The organism is Pseudomonas sp. HN2, from assembly GCF_020736465.1.
Taxonomy (GTDB): domain Bacteria; phylum Pseudomonadota; class Gammaproteobacteria; order Pseudomonadales; family Pseudomonadaceae; genus Aquipseudomonas; species Aquipseudomonas moraviensis_A.
Genome location: NZ_CP085885.1, coordinates 1,186,474 through 1,210,108, shown reverse-complemented (window position 1 = coordinate 1,210,108; position 23,635 = coordinate 1,186,474). Strand labels below are relative to the sequence as shown.

General features: G+C 55.9%; 18 protein-coding genes and 2 pseudogenes. 12 read left to right on the top strand and 8 right to left on the bottom strand.

What is annotated here, in order from left to right; genetic code table 11:
* The first annotated feature begins 127 nt into the window (after positions 1-127).
* From tssI to LIS66_RS05155, 7 genes and pseudogenes are all read left to right on the top strand, one after another.
* Positions 128-2,170 carry a type VI secretion system tip protein TssI/VgrG gene (gene tssI / locus LIS66_RS05185; RefSeq protein ID WP_227973760.1) on the top strand — a complete coding sequence of 681 codons (2,043 nt, stop codon included), beginning with the start codon at positions 128-130 and terminating at the stop codon, positions 2,168-2,170.
* Complete coding sequence (locus LIS66_RS05180) at positions 2,160-2,897, top strand: DUF4123 domain-containing protein (RefSeq protein WP_042606936.1); 738 nt, start codon at positions 2,160-2,162, stop codon at positions 2,895-2,897. Before tssI ends, LIS66_RS05180 begins: the two co-directional genes overlap by 11 nt.
* Positions 2,897-7,552 (top strand): RHS repeat-associated core domain-containing protein, encoded by a 4,656-nt coding sequence (locus tag LIS66_RS05175; protein WP_042606935.1) that lies wholly within the window; start codon positions 2,897-2,899, stop codon positions 7,550-7,552. The genes LIS66_RS05180 and LIS66_RS05175 overlap by 1 nt, the downstream gene beginning before the upstream one ends.
* Before the next feature lie 3 nt (positions 7,553-7,555).
* Positions 7,556-7,858 (top strand): hypothetical protein, encoded by a 303-nt coding sequence (locus LIS66_RS05170; RefSeq protein WP_042606934.1) that lies wholly within the window; start codon positions 7,556-7,558, stop codon positions 7,856-7,858.
* A gap of 22 nt (positions 7,859-7,880) precedes the next feature.
* A pseudogene (locus LIS66_RS05165) lies at positions 7,881-9,112 on the top strand (RHS repeat domain-containing protein); the annotation flags it as partial.
* A gap of 197 nt (positions 9,113-9,309) precedes the next feature.
* Complete coding sequence (locus LIS66_RS05160; protein WP_227973759.1) at positions 9,310-9,534, top strand: hypothetical protein; 225 nt, start codon at positions 9,310-9,312, stop codon at positions 9,532-9,534.
* The gene (locus LIS66_RS05155) at positions 9,531-9,905 is read left to right on the top strand and encodes a hypothetical protein (RefSeq protein WP_042606932.1); all 375 of its coding nucleotides are present in this window, start codon (positions 9,531-9,533) and stop codon (positions 9,903-9,905) included. The genes LIS66_RS05160 and LIS66_RS05155 overlap by 4 nt, the downstream gene beginning before the upstream one ends.
* A 21-nt stretch (positions 9,906-9,926) precedes the next feature.
* On the opposite strand, the gene LIS66_RS05150 is transcribed toward LIS66_RS05155, so the two are convergent.
* On the bottom strand, positions 9,927-10,442 hold the full coding sequence (locus tag LIS66_RS05150) for an RNA 2'-phosphotransferase (protein WP_227973758.1): 516 nt from the start codon (positions 10,440-10,442) through the stop codon (positions 9,927-9,929).
* 206 nt (positions 10,443-10,648) lie between these two features.
* Here LIS66_RS05150 and LIS66_RS05145 point away from each other — a divergent pair.
* From LIS66_RS05145 to LIS66_RS05125, 4 genes and pseudogenes are all read left to right on the top strand, one after another.
* Positions 10,649-12,320 (top strand): annotated as a pseudogene (locus LIS66_RS05145) (RHS repeat-associated core domain-containing protein); the annotation flags it as partial.
* A 523-nt stretch (positions 12,321-12,843) separates the two neighbouring features.
* Positions 12,844-13,272, top strand: a complete 429-nt coding sequence (locus LIS66_RS05135) for a hypothetical protein (RefSeq protein WP_042606929.1) — start codon at positions 12,844-12,846, stop codon at positions 13,270-13,272.
* Positions 13,273-13,435: 163 nt separating this feature from the next.
* A complete protein-coding gene (locus LIS66_RS05130) occupies positions 13,436-13,651 on the top strand; it encodes a hypothetical protein (protein WP_253277634.1) in 216 nt (71 codons plus the stop codon).
* 200 nt (positions 13,652-13,851) lie between these two features.
* The gene (locus LIS66_RS05125; RefSeq protein ID WP_227973757.1) at positions 13,852-14,877 is read left to right on the top strand and encodes a hypothetical protein; all 1,026 of its coding nucleotides are present in this window, start codon (positions 13,852-13,854) and stop codon (positions 14,875-14,877) included.
* 142 nt (positions 14,878-15,019) lie between these two features.
* On the opposite strand, the gene LIS66_RS05120 is transcribed toward LIS66_RS05125, so the two are convergent.
* The 4 genes from LIS66_RS05120 to LIS66_RS05105 form a co-directional block, all read right to left on the bottom strand.
* A complete protein-coding gene (locus tag LIS66_RS05120; RefSeq protein WP_227973756.1) occupies positions 15,020-15,742 on the bottom strand; it encodes a tellurite resistance TerB family protein in 723 nt (240 codons plus the stop codon).
* Between the two features lie 281 nt (positions 15,743-16,023).
* Positions 16,024-16,581, bottom strand: a complete 558-nt coding sequence (locus tag LIS66_RS05115; protein WP_227973755.1) for a hypothetical protein — start codon at positions 16,579-16,581, stop codon at positions 16,024-16,026.
* A 5-nt stretch (positions 16,582-16,586) separates the two neighbouring features.
* A complete protein-coding gene (locus LIS66_RS05110) occupies positions 16,587-16,883 on the bottom strand; it encodes a ComF family protein (RefSeq protein WP_227973754.1) in 297 nt (98 codons plus the stop codon).
* Positions 16,884-17,433: 550 nt separating this feature from the next.
* Entirely contained in the window at positions 17,434-17,619 is a 186-nt protein-coding gene (locus LIS66_RS05105; protein WP_016771524.1) for a hypothetical protein, read from the bottom strand.
* 403 nt (positions 17,620-18,022) lie between these two features.
* Here LIS66_RS05105 and LIS66_RS05100 point away from each other — a divergent pair, with 403 nt between their 5' ends.
* Positions 18,023-19,651, top strand: a complete 1,629-nt coding sequence (locus LIS66_RS05100) for a glucan biosynthesis protein D (protein ID WP_064364377.1) — start codon at positions 18,023-18,025, stop codon at positions 19,649-19,651.
* Positions 19,652-19,828: 177 nt separating this feature from the next.
* Here the strand turns inward: LIS66_RS05100 and LIS66_RS05095 are convergent, their stop codons facing one another.
* The 3 genes from LIS66_RS05095 to LIS66_RS05085 form a co-directional block, all read right to left on the bottom strand.
* Positions 19,829-20,935, bottom strand: a complete 1,107-nt coding sequence (locus LIS66_RS05095) for an NADH:flavin oxidoreductase/NADH oxidase (protein ID WP_041478189.1) — start codon at positions 20,933-20,935, stop codon at positions 19,829-19,831.
* Positions 20,936-21,202: 267 nt separating this feature from the next.
* Entirely contained in the window at positions 21,203-22,912 is a 1,710-nt protein-coding gene (gene recJ / locus LIS66_RS05090) for a single-stranded-DNA-specific exonuclease RecJ (RefSeq protein ID WP_042606923.1), read from the bottom strand.
* 53 nt (positions 22,913-22,965) lie between these two features.
* The gene (locus tag LIS66_RS05085; protein WP_007908961.1) at positions 22,966-23,508 is read right to left on the bottom strand and encodes a YaeQ family protein; all 543 of its coding nucleotides are present in this window, start codon (positions 23,506-23,508) and stop codon (positions 22,966-22,968) included.
* Positions 23,509-23,635 lie beyond the last annotated feature (127 nt).

Below are 23,635 nucleotides of genomic sequence, written 5' to 3'. Positions count from 1 at the left end.
CTGACCGTTACACGCATCGGCCAGCTCTGCTGGTCGATGTTGTTTACGCCCCTCCAGAATTTCGCGTACGTTGAGCCGCTTTTTGCGGCCGTCGACGAGCGCCGCTGTACAGCACGAGGAACAAGGGATGTTCGCGCCGGCCAATGAAACCCACTTTGCCCTGACCATCGAAGGGCTTTCCGCCGACTTTCAGGTGTTTACCCTGCAAGGCCGGGAAGCCATCAGCCAGCCTTTTGTCTTTGAGGTGGAGCTGGTCAGTGAGCAGCCGTCGCTGGACCTCGAAACCCTGCTGCACAAACCGGCCTTTCTGCAGCTGTCACCCGACGGCAGCGGCATTCATGGCCAGATCTACCGCGCCGCGCAAGGCGATTCCGGCAAGCGCCTGACCCGTTATTCGGTGACCCTGCGCCCGCGACTGGCGTACCTCGCGCATCGCATCAACCAGCGCATTTTCCAGAACCTCAGCGTGCCGAAAATCATCGGCATGGTGCTCGAAGAGCACGGCATCCAAAGCAACGCCTACGAATTCAAGACCGGCTCGATCTATCCCGAGCGCATCTACTGCGTGCAATACGACGAGTCGGACCTGCACTTCATCCAGCGCCTGTGCGAAGAGGAAGGTATTCACTACCACTTCCAGCACACCACAACAGGCCACAAACTGCTGTTCGGCGATGACCAGACGGTGTTTCCGAAACTGGCGCCTGTGCCCTATCAGCAAGACTCCGGCATGGTCGCCAGCAACCCGGTGATCAAGCGCTTCGACCTGCGCCTGGAAACCCGCACCAGCCGCACCACCCGCCGCGACTACGACTTCGAAAAACCGCGCCTGACCCTGGAAAGCGAGAACCGTGGCGACGCCCTGCCCGACCTTGAAGATTACGATTACCCGGGCCGCTTCATCGACCGCGAGCGCGGCAAGCATTTGGCCAAACGCGCCCTCGAACGCCACCGCAGCGACTTCCAGCTCGCCGAAGGCAAGAGTGATCAGCCGTTGCTGGTCAGCGGCCATTTCCTCGCCCTGACCGACCACCCGAAAGCCAAGTGGAACGATCTGTGGCTGCTCACCGAAGTCCTGCACGAAGGCAAGCAGCCGCAGGTGCTCGAAGAGTCGGTGACCAGCGACACCACGGCGCTGAAAGACGATTTCCATCAGGGTTATCGCAACCGCTTTCAGGCCACGCCGTGGGACGTGCCCAACCGTCCACCGCTGCGCCACCCGAAACCGCGCATCCTCGGCAGTCAGAGCGCGGTGGTCACCGGCCCGAAAGGCGAAGAAATCCACTGCGACGAATACGGCCGGGTCAAAGTCCAGTTCCACTGGGATCGCGAAGGTCAGGCCGACGACAAGACCAGCTGCTGGCTGCGCGTCTCCAGCGCCTGGGCCGGCGCCCAGTACGGCGGCATCGCCATCCCGCGCATCGGCATGGAAGTGCTGGTCACGTTCCTTGAGGGCGACCCCGACCAGCCCTTGATCAGCGGCTGCCTGTACCACAAGGAAAACACCGTCCCCTATCCACTGCCGGCGAACAAGACCCGCAGCACCTTCAAGACCCTGAGCTCCATGGGTGGTGGCGGTTACAACGAACTGCGCATTGAAGACAAGAAAGGTCAGGAACAGATCTACCTGCACGCCCAGCGCGACTGGGACGAAAACATCGAGCACGACCAGAAGATCCGCGTCGGCAACGAACGCCACGACACCGTCGAACAGAACAGCTACAGCGAATTCAAGGCCGAAGAACACCACACCGTCTACGCCGACCGCAAAGTAGAAACCCGCGCCAACGACCACCTCACCGTCGGCGTGAACCAGCACATCAAGATCGGCACCGGCCAGTTCATCGACGCCGGCCAGGAAATCCACCTGAGCAGCGGCATGAAAGTGGTGATGGAGGCTGGTGCGGAACTCACGCTGATCGGCGGCGGCAGCTTCATCAAGATCGACGCTGGTGGCGTGACCATGAGTGGGCCGGTGATCAACATGAACTCCGGCGGCAGCCCCGGCGTTGGTACGGGCGCCGCGCCATTGATGCCCGGCGTGCTGAAACAGGCGGATGCCGACAAGGCTGGCCAGGTCCTGACCCCGGCGCAAATCAACACCCTAAAACGTAACGCCCCATTCTGTGAAGAATGCGAAAAATGCAAGGCAGGTGCCTGTGCCATCTGAACGAACCACCCCCAAGGACTGGCTGGCGCAACAGCCGCTGCAAAGTGGCGAGCGGTTGTACCTGATCATCAGCGCGGCCAGCGACGCCGACGCGCTGAAAACCCTGTACCTCACCGAACCCACCGCCCAGCTCATCCCGATCTGGGGCGGCACGCCCTACTCCACTTGGCAACCGGTGATGCCCTACCTCACCGAACTCAAGCCGAATTCGGCCTTCCTGCCCTGGATCGCTGAAACTGATGCGCTGGACTGGGGCTGGCTGGCGACATCGCGTTCAGCGCCGAACGAAGTGTTCGAACATCTGCGCAGCCTGACGCAGGTGAAGATGCCGGACGGCACTGAAGTGTTTTTCCGGTTTTGGGATGGGCGGCATATTTATCCGATCCTGCGGGGGCTTGGGGAGAAGGCCGGAGAGGTGCTGCCGGTGTTTGAGCGGTATCTGATTAATGGACAAGCGCTGGAAGTGGGCACACGGGTGGTGCCGAAGGTCAGGGACTGGCCGTGGTGGGAGGTGCCGAAGGAGTTGCTGGATGGGTTGAGCAAGGACAATCCGGCGACGCTGGTCAGCAACCTGATGCAGTGGCTGGAAGAAGACCGCCCGGACCTCTATACCGCGTGGCCCGAGAACAATCTGAAGCTGAAAATCACCCGCTTCGTGCGCCGCCCGGATGCGCCGCAAAATCTTAAAGAAGCTTTGATAAACCACCTGATTCTGGAGCAAGGCTGATGGATCGCGTTGCCTTTGTTGACAACCAACTGAACACCTTCAAGGACAGTCTGAAGCTGTATCGGGAACAAACCAAAACCTGGTACGCGCAGGCGCTAGACAAAGGTAGCCGTGCCGCTGACATGCCGTCTTTGCTGGGCATGGAACGTGTCATCAAGGTGGGCAACACCAGCAAAGCGGTGAGCATGACCGACGGTAACTTCACTTCGAACGTGGCTCAATGCCCGCTCAAAGGGCCGTTGCTGATCGAGAGCAAATTCGAATCGGTTTACGACATTCCAGTCGGCGATATCGAAGTCGAAATCGTGGCCGTGGACGGTGGTGCGGTCAGCAAGGTCAAACTCGACGCTCAAGGCAAAGCCGCATGGACCGGCGGTGTGCCAGGCAAGTTCTACAAAATTCGTGTGCATAACGTAGTGACTCCGGCGCAGATCGACGCCCTCTTCAGCTCCTATAGCGGTGTGACCGCTGACCTCGAAGGTTTCCTGCGCAAGGAGTGGGTCGGCTTCAAACCGCAATGGTCGAATCTGTCGACTTCCGGTACAGCCATGGCCATCGGCAACGGCATTCTGGAAGGTGGCTGGGAAGCGATCAAGGGTGTATGGGACGGCATCAGTCTCGTACTCGACATCCTTCAGGACCCAGGAAAGTTTGCGAAGGATCTCGGCGCTGGCGCGGACGAACTGATCAAAGTGGCAAAAAGCACGCCGGACGTCATGAAAAAAGCCATGTTGCTGGCCAGTGACGAAGCCGCTTTGTTTTTGCTCGTGCGCAGTGCGGTGATCTGGCTGGCGGCCTTGCCGCCGATGAAGATGGCGGGCGATGTAGCGAAGATGACCACGGCCATTGTCGTCGGCATTGCGATCGACATCGTGATCGGTGTCGTATTGACCGTTGCTGCGGAAGGTACCGGCGTCATCTACCTTGCCGCCCGATTGAAGAAGTACGGAGAGCTCGTCATCAAGGCTGTCATCGGCTTCGTGAAGTCGGTGTTCAAGATCATCAACGGCTTTATGGAGTATGTCGCCAAGTACACCGCTGTGGCGGCGCGTGGGGTGACGGCGAAGGTCAGAAACGGGATTTCCGAGTTGCGTTTTGATGGGAAGCGTGTGACCACCGTCGAAACCCCGAAAACCCGGCACGATGCCCCTGCACAATCCAAGACCCCAGATGAAAAAAGCGCAACTTGCGCAAAGAACACTTGCACTAACGGCTGCCCGGTCTCCATGGTCACTGGCGAAGAGCTACTGACGCTGACCGATGGAGAGCTCGGAGGGCCTGCACCATTTAGCTGGACTCGTCTCTATCGGACCAGCGCAGCGGAAATCGATTGTGGGCTGGGTTTTGGCTGGAGCCACGCGTTAGCCCAACGGATAGAAATCAACGCCGATGAAGTGGTATGGACTGATCATGAAAACCGGGTGATCACCTTCCCACTTCCAAGCATCCAACGCCCGGCGATAACCAATAGCCTCTCGGAAGCAGCCATCTTCATCGGGGACGATCCTTCAGAACTTATTCTCACTCAGGCTGGCGAGCATGCTCAGTTCTATCACTTCCGCTACGATCGCAAAGGCGCAACACTGATAGCCATCAGTGACAAATACGACAACCGCCTTCATGTCACGCGCGATATTCACGGTCGGATCAAACGTATCGACAATGGTGCCGGTCGTGCCCTGCTGTTGCGCTACGACCGTAAACACATTGTGGCAGTCGACTATCAACAGTTCACACCCGCAGACAATCTGGAAGATGTATGGACCACTGTCCAGACGATCATCAGTTATGCCTACGATTCGCAACATCGCTTGATTGAAGCGAAAAACGCCGCCGGAGAAGCCGAGCGTTACGCCTATAACGATCAAAACGTCATTCTCGAGCGCCGTTTAGCCGGAGGTGCCAGTTTCTATTGGGAATGGGAAAAAGAGGGCAAATCTGCACGCTGTATTCATCACTGGGCGAACTTCTCGCAGATGGATACTCGCTATGTTTGGGATGATAAAGGAAGCGTTACTGTCACGAACGCAGACGGTAGCGAAGAGATATACACCCACGACGACCAGGCCCGACTGGTTGCTCAAATTGATCCGGACGGAGCCGAAAATCTCAAAGCATATGACGATAAGGGACGCTTGGTTGCAGAGCAAAATCCGCTCGGAGCTATCACCGAATACCGATACAACGAATCAGGGCATCTGGTCGCGGTCATACCTCCAGAAGACGAACCAACGGGCTATGAATATAGCCGTGGGTTCGTAAGTAAGGTCGTTCGCGGTAAAGCAGTCTGGAAATATCAGCGCAATAATCAAGGCGATATCACCCAGCAGACAGATCCGGACGGCAACACCACCTACTACAGCTATGACCGTCGGGGGCGTTTGCAGGAAATCGGCCTGCCCGATGGCAGCCGGCACCAGTTGGGCTGGAATAGTCTCGGCCAGCTACTAGAAGAGCGCCTGCCCGATGGTAGTCAGCGCAAATACCGTTACGACGCACTCGGCCGGCAGATCACACGTCAGGACGAAAACGGTGCCATCACGCACTTCCAATGGGATGCCGCGAATCGCCTGGCACAAATTACTTTGCCCGGTGGAGCAACACGGGCATTTACATACAACGCGTACGGTCGAGTCACCGCCGAACGCGACGAGCTCGGCCGTATCACCCGCTACGAATACGCCGACAACCTGCACCTAGTCAGCCGCCGCATCAATCCCGACGGTAGCCAACTACGCTACCGCTACGACAACTCGCGCCTGCTGCTCACTGAAATCGAAAACGAGCGTGGCGAGCATTACCATCTCGATTACTACGCCAACGGTCTGATTCAACAAGAAACCGGTTTCGACGGACGCCGCACCGCATACGAGTACGACCTCAATGGCCAACTGCTGAAGAAAACCGAGTTCGGTGACGACGGTAGTGAACTGGTCACCGAATACCAGCGCGATGCCGCAGGCCGCTTGCTGGTAAAAACGCTACCCGATGGTGAGGAGATTCACTACAGCTACGACGCACTTGGTCGCCTCGTTAACGTCGACGACGGCCACTGGCCGCTCGCCTATAAATACGATCTGCAAGACCGACTCATCGAAGAACACCAAGGCTGGGGCACTCTGCGCTACGAATACGACAGCGTTGGCCAGCTCAAGCACTGCCGTTTGCCCGATGGCAGCAAACTCGATTACCGCCACCAACCTGGCGGGCAACTCAGCAGCATTGACCTCAACGGCTCGCGGCTGACCAGCCACCAATTCAGCGCTGGTCGCGAACAACAGCGCCAGCAAGGTCTGCTACTCAGCCAATACCAATACGATGAACAGGGCCGCCTTCAAGCGCACAGCGTCAGCCAACGGGACAAACACCTGTTCCAGCGTCGCTACAACTACGATGCCAACGGCAACCTCGCCGGCATTAACGACAGCCGCAAAGGCAACCGCAGCTATCACTACGATCCGCTCGACCGACTGATCAGCGTACGCGGCGCCACACCAGAAAGCTTCGCGCACGACCCAGCGGGTAACCTGCTCGGACAAAATGACCTGCCCACAGCCAACCTCGCCAACGTCAAAGGTAATCGCCTACTGATGCAAGGCGACCGCCACTACGACTACGACGCCTACGGCAACCTGATTCGTGAACGCCGTGGCAGCGGCCAGAAGCTCGTCACCGAATACCGCTACGACTGCCAGCACCGCCTGATCGGTGTCAGCCTGCCGGGTGGCAGCACCGCATCCTACAAATACGACGCCTTCGGCCGCCGCATCGAGAAAACCGTCGACGGCCACACCACTGAATTCCTCTGGCAAGGCGAACGCCTCATCGCTGAAAGCGCAGAGAACCGCTATCGCAGCTACATCTACGAACTGGGCAGCTTCCGCCCGTTGGCAATGCTCGACGGAGAAGGCCCGCTAAAAGCGGCTCCCTTCTACTACCAACTCGACCACCTCGGCACCCCGCAGGAACTCACCGACTACAGCGGCGAAATCATGTGGTCGGCAAAATACCGCGCTTACGGCAATCTCGCGGCGCTGGACGTCAGCGAAATCGACAACCCATTGCGTTTTCAAGGGCAATATTTCGACACCGAGACAGGGTTACATTACAACCGCCACCGCTACTACAATCCGGGGACTGGACGGTTCTTGACCCCGGATCCCATCAAGCTTGCAGGTGGGTTGAATAGCTACCAGTATGTGCCTAACCCTACGGGGTGGGTGGATCCCCTAGGGTTGAATACTTGTCCAGGCGGAGATAAATGCGTTCCGGGGCAAAGCGCTGAAATACCTGAAGGAAAAGCCAGGGTAAGCGATGGAGCCCCGCCTCCTCCCGACGTTCAATGGACAAATCATGGCAATAAACATGTGGCGCCTAAGGCTCCTTGGCCATCTGTTGTAAAATCGACCGCTAATGGAGGTGCAGCTAAATATCTACCCGGCACGGACATTGAAGCGTTAGAGCGGCACGCGTTTGCAAATGGTCAAGATGTTAACAACGGAAAACCATGGAAAGTAATTGACATGGGAAAAACCATAGGCGCCAATGACGGAAAAGAAACTCAGTACATGAGAGTGGAGTTAAGTGCAAACACAATACATGGACATCCAATATCAGAAGAATCGTTTAGAAAACTAACGAAAAAGAAGAAATGATTTATGAATCTTGAAAACATAGAAAAACTTGGTGGCAAGATAACTTTTGACGAAATATCCAGCCTAGTCGGATCGGATATTTCGCTCATTACAGATGAATTAAGGGAGGATCTTTTGCAAGCGCTACTCCCGCACGAGCAAACAATAGATATTGGTTGGTATCCCGAATTCAGTGAACACGGCGCCTTCAGAATCTCATTAATCGCAAATCAAAATTGGGCATCGCCTATATACACCGAAACGGCCAAAACCTGGGCCGATCTTGAAAAAGCGTTAGACCATACATTGAATAAAGTAAAAATTTAATGGATCGACGAGCTCGCGTTGACTAGCCAGCGTCGACGACGGTCGTTAGCCTTTCGCCTATAAATATGACTTGCAGACCAACTCATCGAGGAACACCAAGTCTGGGGCACCTTGCGCTACGAATACGACAGCGTCGGCCAACTCAGCCACTGCCGTCTGCCGGATGGCTGCACGCTCGATTACCGTCATTTGTCCGGTGGGCGCCTGAGCAGCATCGACCTCAATGGCTCGCGCCTGACCAGCCACCAATTCAGCGCTGGTCGCGAACAACAGCGCCAGCAAGGTCTGCTACTCAGCCAATACCAATACGATGAACAGGGCCGCCTTCAAGCGCACAGCGTCAGCCAACGGGACAAACACCTGTTCCAGCGTCGCTACAACTACGATGCCAACGGCAACCTCGCCGGCATTAACGACAGCCGCAAAGGCAACCGCAGCTATCACTACGATCCGCTCGACCGACTGATCAGCGTACGCGGCGCCACACCAGAAAGCTTCGCGCACGACCCAGCGGGTAACCTGCTCGGACAAAATGACCTGCCCACAGCCAACCTCGCCAACGTCAAAGGTAATCGCCTACTGATGCAAGGCGACCGCCACTACGACTACGACGCCTACGGCAACCTGATTCGTGAACGCCGTGGCAGCGGCCAGAAGCTCGTCACCGAATACCGCTACGACTGCCAGCACCGCCTGATCGGTGTCAGCCTGCCGGGTGGCAGCACCGCATCCTACAAATACGACGCCTTCGGCCGCCGCATCGAGAAAACCGTCGACGGCCACACCACTGAATTCCTCTGGCAAGGCGAACGCCTCATCGCTGAAAGCGCAGAGAACCGCTATCGCAGCTACATCTACGAACTGGGCAGCTTCCGCCCGTTGGCAATGCTTGATGGAGAGGGCCCGCTTAGAGCGGCACCCTTCTACTACCAACTCGACCATCTCGGCACGCCGCAGGAACTGACCGACTACAGCGGCGAGATCATGTGGTCGGCGAAATACCGCGCCTACGGCAACCTAGCGGCGCTGGACGTCAGCGAAATCGATAACCCGCTGCGTTTTCAAGGGCAGTATTTCGACGCCGAGACAGGCTTACATTACAACCGCCACCGCTACTACAATCCGGGGACTGGACGGTTCTTGACCCCGGATCCCATCAAGCTTGCAGGTGGGTTGAATAGCTACCAGTATGTGCCTAACCCTACGGGGTGGGTGGATCCGTTGGGGCTGAGTTGCAAACCAGGTGCGTGTCCAATAGTTAAATCGATAAATCCCAACGAAGTTCGCTTTTCCCAAAATAGTGTTTCTTATAATAAGATTGACAGGGCTACCGGCGAAAACTTTAGTTACGATGATCTTGTAAGCTCGATGAAAAGGAAGGTTGGCAGGGCGAGCCTATTGATGTAGTGCGCATGCCTGATGGTCATCTTACCAGTATGGATAACACTCGAGTGCGTGCCGCACGCGAGGCGGGTATCAAGGTAGAAGCTAGAGAATGGAAGATGGACGATCCGCTATCTCAAAGTAATAAAGAGCGATTCGAAGTCAATGATGTAACGCCTGATATCTGGGGAGAAGCATTGCAACTTAGAATTCAGAAGCAAAAACCTAAGAGATTTGGCAACGAAAATCCATATGGATCTCACGAACTACCCAAGCTGACGGGACAAAAATGAACTTATATTTAGATATTGACAAACTACCCAACTACCCTTTCCCGCAAAGATTTGTCGAGTTTGCACAAGCAGAACCGAAAATTGACATTGAGCCATGGTGGTTACTTGTATACAAAGAGGGAAAAATCAACAGTTGGCATAATAAATTGAAAGAGCTCTATCCCAAGCGCACGCTGGTACCATTTGCCAAATTCAGCGCGAATGATGATATTGCATGTTTTGATGGCGAAGATCTCTCTGGCGATCCAAAAATTTTAATAATCCATGCATACGCATCCGAAGGGTGGGAGCTACATAACGAGTACCCCCGTTTTACTGACTGGCTAAGAAGTGCCACTGATATGCACGCCGAGTGGAACCAAGAGGAATAGATATGCTTACAGAAAAATAATTCAATCCCACATATCTATAAATTCTGGCGGCACTTTCAAAGTTAGCCAAACATCATTCTCCGCCCTGAAGAACTTAAAGCCATTTAAAAACATTTGATAGCTCTTGATACGTAAAACTACAGACCTACCGTAACGTAGCCCAACATCGTGAGCTAATACCTCATTTTCGGTCAGATGAACATGATGCCTGGCTCCATGCAACAGTCCTTTCTTCCGAATAGAATCTAGGAAGCGTGTGGCCGTGCCATGATATAGAAAATCAGGAGGCTGAAGTGCAGAGTATTTTCGCTTAACCGATTCTGACGAATGCCCCTGTACAGCTCGAATATTTGCCCCATTCTCGGATCTCTCGAAACGCTTTTTATCACTGCGCGATACAATATTACTAATAGTTTCATAGCTTAAAAACTTTCCTACACTCTCCGCTTCTTTGATTAAGCCTTCTATACTTGCCCACCCCTCAACATCCAACAGCAAGCCAATTACCTCGGGTTTGTGACGCAACACATAACTCAAAAACCTACTGAATCTTCAAGAGAATCACGCATATAACACCCTAAACAGGAAAACCTTAAAAACTTGTTAAACATTTATAAAAAAACTTACGCAGCCAACAAAAGCTGGCTCATGTCAAAGCTCGAATATACCATAGGAAATTATGGTAACAACTATCCAAAGTTCAGCCCTTCAATCTGCGCTTAGAAAGCGATCACCATTAGCCCTTTACCTACAATCCGTATGGCCGCGTCACCGCCTAACGCGACGAGCTCGGCCGCATCACCCGCTACGAATACGCCGACAACCTGCACCTCGTCAGCCGCCGCATCAATCCCGACGGCAGCCAACTGCGCTACCGCTACGACAACTCGCGCCTGCTGCTCAGTGAAATCGAAAACGAGCGCGGCGAGCACTACCACCTTGATTACTACGGCAACGGGCTGATTCAACAAGAAACCGGCTTCGACGGCCGCCGCACCGCGTACGAATACGACCTCAACGGCCAACTGCTGAAGAAAACCGAATTCGGCAATGACGGTAGCGAACTGATCACCGAATATCACCGGGATACCGCCGGCCGTTTGCTGGTCAAGACGCTGCCCGATGGTGAGGAGATTCACTACAGCTACGACGCGCTTGGTCGCCTCGTTAACGTCGACGACGGCCACTGGCCGCTCGCCTATAAATACGATCTGCAAGACCGACTCATCGAAGAACACCAGGGCTGGGGCACTCTGCGCTACGGACAGCGTCGGCCAACTCAAGCACTGCCGTTTGCCCGATGGCAGCAAACTCGATTACCGTCATTCGTCCGGTGGACGGCTGAGCGGCATTGACCTGAACGGTTCACGCCTGACCAGCCACCAATTCAGCGCTGGTCGCGAACAACAGCGCCAGTAAGGCTTGCTACTCAGCCAATACCAATACGATGAACAGGGCCGCCTGCAAGCACACAGCGTCAGCCAGCGGGACAAAAACCTGTTCCAGCGTCGCTACCACTACCACGCCAACGGCAATCTCGCCGGCATCGACGACAGCCGCAAAGGCAACCGCAGCTATCACTACGATCCGCTCGACCGACTGATCAGCGTGCGCGGCGCCATGCCAGAGAGCTTCGCCCATGACCCGGCAGGCAACCTCCTCGGACAAAATGACCTGCCCGTTGCGAATCTCGCCAACGTCAAAGGCAATCGCCTGCTCATGCAAGGCGACCGCCACTACGATTACGACGCCTATGGCAACCTGACCCGTGAAAGTCGCGGCACCGGACAAAAACTCGTCACCGAATACCGCTACGATTGCCAACACCGCCTGATCGGCGTCAGCCTGCCAGGCGGCAGCACCGCATCCTACAAATACGATGCCTTCGGCCGCCGCATCGAGAAAACCGTCGACGGCCACACCATTGAATTCCTCTGGCAAGGCGAACGCCTCATCGCTGAAAGCGGAGAGAACCGCTATCGCAGCTACATCTACGAACCGGGCAGTTTCCGCCCTTTGGCCATGCTTGATGGAGAGGGCCCGCTTAGAGCGGCACCCTTCTACTACCAACTCGACCACCTCGGAACGCCGCAGGAACTCACCGACTACAGCGGCGAGATCATGTGGTCGGCGAAATACCGCGCCTACGGCAACCTCGCGGCGCTGGATGTGAGCGAAATCGATAACCCGTTACGCTTCCAGGGTCAGTATTTCGACGCCGAGACAGGGTTACATTACAACCGCCACCGCTACTACAATCCGGGGACTGGACGGTTCTTGACGCCCGATCCGATCAAGCTTGCGGGTGGGTTGAATAGCTACCAGTACGTGCCTAACCCAACGGGGTGGGTGGATCCGTTGGGGCTGAATACCTGTCCTGGCGCAGGGGACGAACCTAAAGGTAAGAGGCCCGATGATTCGGAAAAAGCTGAACACGACGAAGGAAAAGCGCCACCTGATCCATATAATCGCCCATACGCCGGGGCACTGCCTGCCCAGATGCAAGATAAGATTCTGTTCGGCACGCGCAGCCCGAACAGTAATAAGCCGATTGGGGGGCATTCCTCTGAAGTTTTAAAATCCCCAAAACACGAAATGACCGTTGTACAGACAAACGCAGACGGTACGATAAAAGTTCAAGACTTCAAAATGGTTCTTGTACGAAAAGACGGTACCGTCGGTATGTCAGCCAAGAAAGGCGGAAAACATACACTAGCCCCAGAAACCTGGAGCAACGACAAGATACTTTGGGTTACAGATGAAGTAGCCGCTACACCCGGTGTATTCATGCGGGAAGTTGACGGCGTTACAACCACCCTACACACCAAAACGGTTGACGGTGTGAAGTGGCAGGTTTTAAAGGACGACGGAGTTATTACGTCTTCATTTCCTGCAGGCGACGCGCCTATGTCACCATCAACTTAAGTTGAGATAGCGAATGAACAGCAAAATTTACGAAGAGTACAATCACTGGCTTGGGCAGAATGAAGACTCCAATTGGAACGAGTACATAACGGAGCAAGTAGCTAAGGGAGTATTGAAAAAATTCAACGCGGAAGATTGGAAACATTTGCACGACACTATTCTCTCTATGGAGCAATATTGGCAAGAGCGAAGTGCTGCGGCACTGGGTGAATTGCGGTCAGCAGATGCCATAGAGATTTTAAAACTACTTCTTGACTCCGAATTTATCGAGGTATCTATCGCCGCCGCCTCAGAGCTAGACTGGACAGAAACACCAATTGAAACAAAATATGCCGAAAAAATACAAAATATAATTGACCAACTGCCGCCAGAAGAATTCGACTATTATCCAGAGCTGTACAACCTTTTGGAAAAAGCTAAAAAATCAGATAAAAATCAATAAGAGCCAGTCTGGACATACAGGGACAGATTTATTTTCCATTGAAATAAATCCGCCCCCAATTGTCGCAATGCCCTATCAGAGAAAATAATGTTAGAAAAAAAAACAAAAAATCATACTGACTGGCGAAGATGCTCTGGAAGCACTCGCAAATATTGAATTCATCTTGATTTCTCTACATAAAATGGGAAGTTACTATAGCGACAAACCGGTTGAAGAATACCGGAAAGCTACAACTGAGTTCATTGACGGTGAAAACGTAACTCAGCGACTAGCAAAAATCAGAACAATTATCAGCAAAAATTTTGACTCAACTCTTGGTGAGGATGACATGGATGACATAGAGCGTCATATGGAAGGAATTGAGTTCTGGAAGCCTTGACTGATTAGTTGTACGAAGAAATCTGCTGGGCCGCCTGATAAGCATGGAAGGCGCGATACTGAGACCTGCAAGGCCACTGTCAAATTAAAATCCCCAATCAAGAATAATGAAAAAAACAGAAAACTTACGCTCAATGCATAATCACCCGATCAAATCTCTGCGATCACTCTCACGGATTAAATAACCAAAGGACTGTTATCTTGAAACACTTGAGCCGCACTCTCGCCTTGTTTCTAGCCTTCACCTTCTCCCTAAGCGCAATCGCGCTGTCACTTCGATCCGAACAACGTCCCGACGGCACAACTGCCTTGTTGCTCACAAACGAAGCCAGTCCAGAACGGGCTTCCAAGCTCAACCAAGACCCGGCGGTTCGCTCTGCACTCGTTAATTTTTTTGGGTACCAAACCGGAAGTTACACCAATGACAATACGATGATCGTGCAGCAGGTTCTTGAAGCGCTCGATTCGCAGATGGCCACGTTTGTTGATGGCGTGCCTCCCGGCAGAAAAATGATCACCGCCATGGACGACGGTAACAATGGATTTGAGCGCGGCGCATTACTATTGGACGACAAGGGGCATTTGCTCGCCGTAGGATTGGTCAATGGCCACTGCACCGTCAAGTCTCGTGAGGAAGCATTGACTTGTAACGATGCGCCGGAAACAGTGCTGACTATTTTCCAGCCAGAAGGCGCCAAGAAGGCTGACGCTGACTCTTTGATCCCCTGGAGTAAGCAACTGCCTCCTATGATGGCGCTGTGGGCGGAGAGTGATGACCCAGAACGCCGAGCCGCCGCGCAGAAGATTGCCCACGTTGAGTACATCGTGACTCAGCCGAAACAGGGAGCCTGGACTGCGGCTCAATTACCGTCCGATTTTCCAAAAGCGATGCTGGCATTGCTTCCGCAGCAAGCTCACCTGATTGGCGCTGGCGCTCACGGTGTATTTACGACACCGGGTATGGAAGACACGCCAATTGACGGTGACTGGGACAAAATAGCCGGACGCCCTCAGCATGAATATGAGGTCATTCTCAGGACTTTTACCGAATATGCGGATGTTATCGACTTCTATCAGCAGCATGCGAAGGACGCCGAAGTCAGCGGCAACGAGCGCAAAGCACTGGTTGAGGGTCACATTGATGGTGGAACTTACAAGGTAGAAATCACTAATAGAACAGACGAAGGCACAGTAATCACGTTCTCCGCCTGGCGGCAGGAGGTTTGATTCGCGCTTCCTGCAGCAGCCAGACAGCTGTGATCACAGGCGCAAAAAGCAGATCTTTCTAACCGTGCTCAACTGTCGCTTTCCTCCAGTCCGCAGGAAAAAAAATCGCAGCCTAACACTGCGATTTTTTTAAACGATAACTTTAAGCCCCCGCCAACCGCACCTGCCTCTCCAACTCCACCTTCAACCCCGGCTCCAATTTCAACTGCCGTGCCAGTTCATCCAGATAACTCTTCTCCATAAAACTCTCCTCATCCACCAGCATCACACTGGCGATGTACATCTCCGCCGCCATTTCCGGCGTGCTGGCCGCGCGGGCGACGTCGGTGGGGTCGAGGGGTTTGTTGAGTTCGGCGTGGAGCCAGTGTTGCAGCTCCTGGTCGTTGTCGAGTTTGGTGAATTCGCCTTCGATCAGTTCGCGCTCCCGCTCGTCGATGTGGCCGTCGGCCTTGGCGGCGGCGACCAGGGCTTTGAGGATCGCCTGGCTATGTTCTTCGACTTGCGCGGGGGGCAGGCGGTCGAGAGTTTGTGGTTCGCGTTGGGGTGCGCTGCCTTTCTGGGCGTTGTAGCTGCCGTAGGCCTTGTAGGCCAGCACGCCCAGCGCGGCGAGGCCGCCGTAGATGGCGACTTTGCCGCCGACCTTGCGAACTTTTTTGTTGCCGAGCAGCAGGCCCATCGCGCCAGCGGCCAATGCGCCGCCGCCCGCGCCGGAGAGCAGCCCGCCGAGGCCGCTGGAGCCTGACGAGCCGCCGAGCAAGCCGCCCAGTCCGCTGGCAGCCGACTTGTTGGAAGCGCCACCAGTCTTGTTCTGCAGCATTTCCTGCCCGGACTTGAGCAGTTGATCGAGCAATCCACGGGTGTTCATGTTCCGTCTCCAAACAAGGGTTATCCGGATCTAAGGCCCTCAGCCTAGTTCGAAAGTGCCCGAACCCGCCCCGCGAGTGTGCTTCGAGATGTTGCTCAACCAGCAGCCGTGTGGGATGTACAGCCAATCAATCAAACCAACGACGGTTAACGTCTGCTGCTTACGCTGCGTCAAACCGTCATTTTGGTCTTCCGGCCCGGGGGGTATTTCGGGTGCGTCGCCAACGCCCTTCGCGCCGGCTACCACACTCTGCCGAAATCATAAGAACCCGAAAAGCATCATCAAAACAAAAGCTCTGCCTGATCGTGTTTCAACAAGGAAATACGATCGAACAGCCTGATTTTTTCGTTGGCTTTTTGCCTGGCGTGGTCGGACATGACTGCAATCAACTCCTCGAGCTGGCTGACATCTCCGACCACTTTGAATTGCTTTTCCTTGTTGACGAATACAAGAGACTTCTTTTTTCGCGATAACAGTTCAATGACATTGCTGAGCGTACCGGTACTCTTGGCATCCCAGATCATCAAGCCATAATCAGCCGCTTCGGCCATGACCACGTCTTTTTCGGTGAAAAAGGCTCTTGATCCCTTGGTATGTTTTGAGGTCACGGGCCTGGCGGGCCATTGCCCAAGTTTATTCCTGGGCACCGAGCCGCTGCAGAACACCGTTGTTCTGGAAGCTTCGAGACTCAGCAGGTACTCCTGAATGGAGCTATCAGCGCCACCCGCATCACCCACCACCACCTCAAAATCAGACGCAACGATATTATTGATGCGCTCTTTAACCTTAGGATCAAGGTTCTTGATGTTGATAGAGCCAGCAATAAATACAGTGGTCATTGAGTTCATTTCCAGGTTAGTGCCGCTACGTAGATCTTTCCGACCTTTGGATATTTACGTAAAACGGCGCAGGCCGCGTCCATCGACGCCCCACTATCAAACAGATCATCTACTACCAAAACATTCCAGCGCCCGTCAGTAGTGATTTCATCATTGATGCTAAAACTGTTTCCAATCGCAGCAACTTTCTCTGCTTTGGAATGCAGATCCTTGAGCGACTTTCCCGTCGCCGCCTTTCTGAGCAAATCCGAAAAAACCGGCCGCCCGATGATTCGTCCCAACGCCAGGGCAACCTCAGTCACCGGTTGTCGCTGACGGATATTCGAAGCTGGCATAGGCACTACAAACCCGACCTGGTCCAGTCTGGGGACACATTCGTCGCTACGGCTTGAGCAAGTGGGCCGACCTGGTTCCAATCCTTCTGGTACTTGAGCTGGTAGGTTGCCTCACCTATCTCGGTACGCTGATCATCGAAACATGGGTGTCCGCGATCATCGTTGCCCAGCCCTGATCCCAAGGGCCGTTGATCTGCTTGAGGGATACTTTCATCGAATTCTCCGTTATTCATGACAATCTCTTAAGCCCTGAAACCAAGGGCCGAGCATCTGCAGCGACGCGCAAGATCAAACAAATAACGGAAAAAACACCTGCTAGGGGTGGTCACGCTGATGCCTGCACAAAAACAGGCATTTCCTACAGATACGACCTTCCTGAAAAACTCCCATTTCCTACGGCATCATCCCGCTGCTGCCAAAAAACTGTGGCGAGGGAGCAAACTCCCTCGCCACAGGTCAGGTTGATTTATCCGTCCACCGTGGAAGCCAAATGGCTTTCACGGTGACTGCTTCAGCGCTAAAACCGCGAAACACTGCGCATCGCATCCACCAGATAGCGCATGGCGATCCGATCGCTCTCTGACAGCTCTCGATAACGTTCCACCAGTTTCAGTTCCTCGGAGTTGAGGCGGCGTCTTCTGCGCCCGCCGCCCAAGCAAGGGAAGATGCCTAACATTTCGGTGATGCCTTGTATTTTTGCCATGGACGATGTCCTTCTCTATTGAGTCAAGAAACTGCTGAACCTCACATCGCCCTGCCTCTTCGAGCAGCGTCGTGTGCCCCGCCGGCACGAAGGCTTGTATCCGGTCTTGCCCATAGAATAGGAATTAAATCGGCGTTGAAAAGTGGTTTTTAGAGTAATTAATCGAAAAAAGCAGATATGCCCTCTAAATCAGAGAGCCCTGTCAGAAAAATTACAGACATGTCTTGTTTCATTGCCAGATGACACGGTGCAAACAACCCTTTTTGCCCGACAATCGAACCGATTAAGCTAGCGGGCATCTGTTTATAGTCCGTTGCGTTTGGCCGAAGGCATGACCGAACCGTAATTTCCGATCCGACACGTGCCAGGAAAGGCGCGGGATTGCACACGACAGGTTGTATTTATGCACCGCAGGAATTTGCTCAAAGCGTCCATGGCCATTGCGGCCTATACCGGTCTTTCCGCGTCGGGCCTGTTGGCCGCTCGCGCCTGGGCGGCCAATGGTGGCGCCGCCGATGGCGAGGCTCAGGCCTTCGATTTCGAGTCGTTGAAGCGTCAGGCCAAGCAGCTCGCCGGCAATGCCTATCAGGATACGAAACAGGTATTGCCGCCGACCCTGGCGACAATGACTCCACAGAATTTCAACGCGATCCGCTACGACGGCGAGCATTCCCTGTGGAAGGAGAACAAAGGCCAGCTGGACGTACAGTTCTTCCATGTCGGCATGGGTTTCCGTCAACCGGTGCGCATGTACAGCGTTGATCCGAAGACACGCATGGCTCGCGAAGTGCATTTCCGTCCGGCGCTGTTCAATTACGAGAACACTTCGGTCGACACCCAGCAGCTCAAGGGCGACCTGGGTTTCGCCGGTTTCAAACTGTTCAAGGCGCCGGAGCTGGATCGCCATGACGTGGTGTCGTTTCTCGGCGCCAGCTATTTCCGCGCAGTCGACGCCACTGGCCAATATGGCCTCTCCGCACGCGGCCTGGCCATCGACACCTACGCTAAGAAGCGCGAGGAGTTTCCCGACTTCACCAAGTTCTGGTTCGAAACGCCGGATAAAAACGCCACGCGTTTTGTGGTCTACGCCCTGCTCGACTCGCCGAGCGCCACAGGCGCCTATCGCTTCGACATCGATTGCCAGGCCGAGCGCGTGGTCATGGAAATCGACGCGCACATCAACGCTCGAACCACCATCGAGCAACTCGGCGTGGCGCCGATGACCAGCATGTTCAGCTGCGGCACCCACGAACGGCGCATGTGCGACACCATTCACCCGCAAATCCACGACTCCGATCGCCTGGCCATGTGGCGCGGCAATGGCGAGTGGATCTGCCGTCCGTTGAACAACCCGGCGACGCTGCAATTCAACGCATTTGCCGACAAGGACCCGAAGGGCTTTGGCCTGGTGCAGACCGATCACGAATTCGCCAACTATCAGGACACTGTCGACTGGTACAGCAAACGCCCGAGCCTGTGGGTAGAACCTACAACCGCCTGGGGCGAAGGCTCTATCGATCTGCTGGAAATTCCTACAACCGGCGAGACGCTGGATAACATCGTCGCGTTCTGGACGCCGAAGAAACCAGTGGCTGCCGGTGATTCGCTGAATTACGGTTACAAGCTGTACTGGAGCGCACTGCCACCGGTGGGCACGCCACTGGCACGGGTGCACGCGACGCGTTCGGGCATGGGCGGCTTCACCGAGGGCTGGGCGCCGGGTGAGCACTACCCGCCGGTCTGGGCCCGGCGTTTTGCCGTGGACTTCACCGGTGGCGGCCTCGAGCGCCTGCCACAGGGCACCGGGATCGAGCCCGTGATCACTTGCTCCAACGGCAAGGTGCAGGACTTCAGCGTGCTGGTGCTGGATGACATCAAGGGTTATCGGATTCTGTTCGATTGGTACCCGACCAATGACAGCGTCGAGCCAGTGGAACTGCGCTTGTTCATTCGCACCAACGATCGCACGTTGAGCGAGACCTGGCTGTACCAGTATTTCCCGCCGGCGCCGGACAAGCGTAAATATCCTTGAGGTTCTAAGGCGGCTGTTCTGGCGTCATTCGCGAGCAGGCTCGCTCCCACAGGGGTCAGCATTCCTATTTTGGGAGCGAGCCTGCTCGCGAAGAGGCCCGCCTGACATCGCAAACTTGTGCCGAATAGAAAAGCCCCGACCATCACCGGCTCGGGGCTTTTGCTTTCCAGCCTTCGATCAATCGCGCAAATCAGACTCATGAATCGGCTGATCGCGATGGGTCGCGCGCTGATACTGCGCCGGCCACACCGCCTTGCGCCCGCCCAGATCATCATCGGCGTGCAGCGGCCAGTACGGATCACGCAGCAACTCGCGGGCGAGGAAAATGATATCGGCCTGACAGGTGCGCAGAATGTGCTCGGCCTGCGCAGGCTCGGTGATCATTCCGACAGTGCCAGTGGCAATGCCTGACTCCTTGCGTACACGCTCGGCGAAGCGCGTCTGATAACCCGGCCCGACCGGAATCTCCGCGTTGGCCGCAGTCCCGCCCGACGACACGTCGATCAGATCCGCGCCAAGGGTGTGCAGACGCCGCGCCAGCTCCACGGTCTCATCCGGATTCCAGCCATCTTCAACCCAATCGGTCGCCGAAACGCGGACGAATACCGGCAGTTCTTCCGGCCACACCGCCCTCACCGCTTCTGTGACCTGCAGCACCAGACGGATGCGATTCTCGAACGAACCACCGTACTGATCGCGGCGTTGATTGCTCAGCGGCGACAGAAACTGATGCAGCAGATAGCCATGCGCGGCATGTACCTCAACCACGCTGAAACCGGCCGTCAGCGCGCGTTTGGCCGCGTCGACGAAGGCCTGGATCACTTCAGCGATCTGTCCTTCATCCAGCTGTTTCGGCTGCGTATGCTGCGGATCGAAAGCAATCGGCGATGGCCCGACCGGGGTCCAGCCGCCATCTTCGGGTTTGACGCTGCCATGCTTGCCGATCCACGGCCGGTGAGTGCTGGCCTTGCGCCCGGCATGGGCCAGTTGAATACCGGCGACCGCGCCCTGGGCGGTGATGAAGCGGGTGATGCGTTGCAGCGGAGCGATCTGTTCGTCATTCCACAGGCCGAGGTCTTCGGCGGTAATGCGCCCGTCGGCAGTGACCGCCGTGGCTTCGGTGAAAACCAGCCCGGCACCGCCCACCGCGCGGCTGCCCAAGTGCACCAGATGCCAGTCGTTGGCCAGGCCGTCGACGCTGGAGTACTGGCACATCGGCGACACGGCAATGCGGTTGGGGAGGGTCAGTTGGCGAAGGGTAAAGGGTTCAAGCAGCAGACTCATGGGGCACCTCTCGAATCAGTGGGCAGGCTCCAGGGTTCTGTTTGAAAAGTCGACGAGTGACAGAAAAAGGGTGCAGCACCCGCCCCCGCGGGCAAAAATTCGACAAGACGTCACAAGGCCAATCAAGCAGTGCTTAGAGCCTAGTCGACAACCGGGAATGACGGAGGGTTCAGAGTAATTCAGTGTGTGAAAGGACACTTTCGCGAGCAGGCTCGCTCCCACAAAACTGCACCGTACCTGTGGGAGCGAGCCTGCTCGCGAATGGCGTCAGCGCGGTTCGATGTGAGCAATCATCAACTGCACAGTCTCGTTGCCACGAAACTCGTTAACGTCAAGTTTGTAGGCCAACTCGACCCACTGAATCGTCGGGTTCGGCCAGATATCCCGATCGATCCCAAACGCGATGCCATCGAGTTTCACCGAGCCGCATTCGCTTTTCAGCACCACTTTCAAATGCCGTTCGCCAACCACGCGCTGCTCGACCAGCTGAAACACGCCATGAAACAGCGGCTCGGGAAAATGCTGACCCCACGGCCCGGCGTGGCGCAAGGCGCGGGCCAGTTCGAGGTGGAACTCTTCGACGGCCAGCGTGCCGTCCGACAACATGCGCCCGGTGAGGTCTTCCTCGCGAAGTTGCCTACGCACTTCGGCGTCGAATGCCTCGGCGAACAGCGGAAAATTCTCCTGCGGCAAGGTCAGACCAGCGGCCATCGCGTGACCACCATATTTGGCGATCAGGTTTGGATGCTGCGCCGCGACCACGCTCAGCGCATCACGTATATGGAAGCCCTGCACCGAACGACCGGAGCCCTTGAGCAAGCCATCACCAGCATCGGCGAAGGCAATGGTCGGGCGAAAATAGCGTTCTTTCATGCGCGAAGCGAGAATGCCGATCACACCCTGGTGCCACTCCGGATCGAACAGGCACAGACCAAACGGCATCGATTCGACCGGCAGATCCTTGAGCTGCGCCAGGGCTTCACGCTGCATGCCCTGCTCGATGGATTTGCGATCCTGGTTCATGCCGTCCAGTTGTGCAGCCATTTCCCGGGCCAGATTGGCGTCGGCGGTGAGCAGGCATTCGATGCCCAGGCTCATGTCGTCCAAGCGTCCTGCGGCGTTGAGGCGCGGGCCGACGATAAAGCCAAGATCGGTGGAAGTGATCCGCGCCGCCTCTCGCTTGGCGACTTCGAGGATCGCCTTGATCCCCGGCCGCGCCCGCCCGGCGCGAATCCGCTCCAGACCTTGATGCACGAGGATACGGTTGTTGGCATCCAGCGGCACCACGTCCGCGACGCTACCCAGCGCTACCAGATCCAGCAGCTCGCCAATGTTCGGTTGCGGTTTGCTCTCGTACCAGCCGAGGCTGCGCAGGCGCGCGCGCAAGGCCATCAATACATAGAAAATCACCCCGACGCCGGCCAGTGCCTTGCTCGGAAACTCGCAGCCCGGCTGGTTCGGATTGACCAACGCGTCGGCCTGCGGCAGTTCATCGCCGGGCAAGTGGTGGTCGGTGATCAGCACTTTCAGCCCGGCGCGCCTGGCCGCCGCGACGCCTTCGACACTGGAAATGCCGTTGTCGACGGTGATCAACAATTGCGGTTCGCGGGTCAACGCAACTTCGACGATTTCCGGAGTCAGGCCATAGCCGTATTCGAAACGGTTCGGCACCAGATAATCGACATGCGCCGCGCCCAACAGGCGCAAACCGAGCACACCGACGGTGCTGGCGGTGGCGCCGTCCGCGTCGAAGTCTCCGACGATCAGAATGCGCTGGCGTTGCTCCAGTGCCGTCACCAGCAGGTCCACCGCCGCATCGATGCCTTTGAGCTGCTGAAACGGGATCAAGCGCGCCAGACTTTTGTCCAGCTCCGCCTCCGACTGCACGCCCCGCGCCGCGTAAAGCCGGGTCAGCAGTGGCGGCAGATCACCGAGAAAAGGCAGTGTGGCAGGCAGTTGGCGAGGTTCGATACGCATGGGGTGACGGAGGCTTCTCTTTGATTCGTGGGAAATATCGACGGTGCCGCGACTTAGCCGCGCTCACCTTGCAGCCATTGCAACTGGACTTCGTGCTGACCGCGATCGTCGGTGACGAAGATCGTGCCTTCGCTGATCATCACGTCCCACTTGATGACGCGCGGCATGTCCTTGGCCAGAGTTTCCAGCACTTCCTGCGGGACGGCAGCGATGTTGACGTTTTTCAGATTCTTGATCGCCGGGATCACCTTGGTTTCCCATACGCGCAGACTGCCGTAGGCCAGCAGGCTGGTGCGTTCGGTGCGGCGCGAGCACCAGGTCAGGCGGTCGGCGTCCGGCTGGCCGACTTCGATCCAGTGCAGGACGCGGTCATCCAGGCTCTTTTCCCACAAGGCCGGTTCATCCACGTCTGACAGACCACGGCCGAACGACAGCTGCTCGTTATACCAGAGCGCGTAGGCCAGCAGCCGCACGGTCATGCGCTCTTCGGTCTCCGAAGGATGACGGGCGATGGTCTGCTTGACGCTCTCGTAGACGCTGCGGTCGAGGTCGGTGAGGTTCAGTTCAAATTTGTAGGTAGTGGACGGCTGGGCCATGAACGGGCTTCTTGATACGAGGAAAGTCGGCAAGTCTAACCGATGCCACAGGCAATCATCGAATTGATGGCGATCAAGCTGCGGCGTCGGACAGCCGGCTATGTTAAAACCCTCTATCCGCTCAGCC